The organism is Bifidobacterium sp. B4079 (assembly GCF_026537385.1).
Lineage (GTDB): Bacteria > Actinomycetota > Actinomycetes > Actinomycetales > Bifidobacteriaceae > Bombiscardovia > Bombiscardovia asteroides_I.
Window position 1 is genome coordinate 2,838 of sequence record NZ_JAFNMH010000008.1, and the last position, 2,360, is coordinate 5,197.

At 60.4% G+C, this 2,360-nt stretch carries 1 rRNA gene (only partly in view); it reads left to right on the plus strand.

The annotated features are described in order from the left end of the window. A 23S ribosomal RNA gene (locus J3T95_RS09090) occupies positions 1-2,360 on the plus strand; its annotated part reaches 702 nt to the left of the window's first position; the annotation flags it as partial.

The following is a 2,360-nucleotide window of genomic DNA, read 5'->3' on the forward strand; positions in this document are numbered from 1 at the left end:
CCTTCGGGGTGACGGCGTGCCTATCGAAAAATGAGTCTGCGAGTCAGTGGTGCGTGGCGAGGCTAACCCGTGTGGGGCAGCCGTAGCGAAAGCGAGTCCGATAAGGGCGTTCCAGTCGCGTGTCCTGGACCCGAAGCGGGATGATCTAGCCCTGGGCAGGTTGAAGCGCGGGTAAGACCGCGTGGAGGACCGAACGGACCTGGGTTGAAAACCGGGCCGATGACCTGGGGCTAGGGGTGAAAGGCCAATCAAATTCCGTGATAGCTGGTTCTCTCCGAAATGCATTTCGGTGCAGCGTCGCGTGAGTGCCTCCATGGGGTAGAGCTACTGGATGCTTGAGGGCCCGTATCGGGTACCGACAGCAGCCAAACTCCGAATACGTGAGAGGTGTATCGCGGCAGTGAGTCGGCGGGGGATAAGCTCCGTCGTCGAGAGGGAGACAGCCCAGATCGTCGTCTAAGGTCCCTAAGCGCGTGCTAAGTGGGAAAGGATGTGGAGTCGCATAGACAGCCAGGAGGTTGGCTCAGAAGCAGCCATCCTTGAAAGAGTGCGTAACAGCTCACTGGTCTAGTGGTTCCGCGCCGATAATGTAGCGGGGCTCAAGCACGCCACCGAAGACGCGGCAGCGCAGTTTGCTGTGCTGGGTAGGAGAGCGTTCCGCGTGGGGTGAAGCGGCGGCGTGAGCCGGCCGTGGACCGCGTGGAAGTGAGAATGCAGACATGAGTAGCGAGAGGCGGGTGAGAATCCCGTCCGCTGGATGACCAAGGGTTCCGGGGCCACGTTCGTCGTCCCCGGGTGAGTCGGGTCCTAAGGCGAGGCCGACAGGCGTAGTCGAATGGATGAAGGAGTCGATATTCTCCTACCGGCGTCAAGCCGTCCAATCCAAGACGTGGAAGCATGCCCTTACCTGTGTCGGGTGATGGTCTTCGGACCGTCCGATGATGCGGGACTGGCGTGTGGATGCGTGGCGGGTAGCGCAGGAGTGACACGGAACGGGAGCCGGGCCGCGGTGGTGGTTATCCGTGGTCAAGCATGCGGCGCGTCGGGCAGGCAAATCCGCCCGGCATGAGCGCGAGGTGTGATGATGGGGGGTCTTGTGCCCCGAATCCGGTGTGCCGTTCCGTCGAGAAAAGCTTCGGCGTGAGGAGTGGCGCCGCCCGTACCCTAAACCGACACTGGTGGTCAGGTAGAGTATACCAAAGCGATCGAGCGAATCCTGGTCAAGGAACTCGGCAAATCACTCCCGTGCCTTCGGTATAAGGGAGGCCCTTTGCGGTGAGGCGCTTCGCGCGCGGAGCCGTGGGGGGCGGCACAGACCAGGGGGTAGCGACTGTTTACCAAAAACACAGGTGCATGCGAAGACGTAAGTCGCTGTATATGCACTGACGCCTGCCCGGTGCCGGAAGGTTAAGAGGATCCGTCATCCCCTTCGGGGGGGCAGCGGTGAATTCAAGCCCCGGTAAACGGCGGTGGTAACTATAACCATCCTAAGGTAGCGAAATTCCTTGTCGGGTAAGTTCCGACCTGCACGAATGGCGTAACGACTTCCCCACTGTCTCGACCAGGAGCTCGGCGAAATTGCAGTACGAGTAAAGATGCTCGTTAAGCGCAGAAGGACGAAAAGACCCCGGGACCTTTACTATACCTTGGTATTGGCGTTAGGTGCGGACTGTGTAGCATAGGCGGGAGGCTTCGAAGCGGGTGCGCCAGCATCCGTGGAGCCGGAATGTGAAATACCGCTCTGTCCTCATCTGGCCTCTAACCTCGGCCGGTCATCCCGGCCAGGGACAGTGCCTGGCGGGTAGTTTAACTGGGGCGGTTGCCTCCCAAAGAGTAACGGAGGCGCCCAAGGGTTCCCTCAGCCCGGTTGGCAATCGGGTGTTGAGTGCAATCGCACAAGGGAGCTTGACTGCGAGACCGACGGGTCGAGCAGGGACGAAAGTCGGAGATAGTGATCCGGTGCCGGCGTACGGACGCGGCATCGCTCAACGGATAAAAGGTACCCCGGGGATAACAGGCTGATCATCCCCAAGAGTCCATATCGACGGGATGGTTTGGCACCTCGATGTCGGCTCGTCGCATCCTGGGGCTGGAGCAGGTCCCAAGGGTTCGGCCGTTCGCCGATTAAAGCGGCACGCGAGCTGGGTTCAGAACGTCGTGAGACAGTTTGGTCTCTATCCTCTGCGCTCGTTGGAATCTTGAGGAGCCCTGCCCATAGTACGAGAGGACCTGGGTGGACGAACCTCTGGTATGCCGGTTGTCGCGCCAGCGGCACGGCCGGTTGGCTACGTTCGGATGGGATAACCGCTGAAAGCATCTAAGCGGGAAGCCCCCTCCAAGATAAGGATTCCATGAAGCCT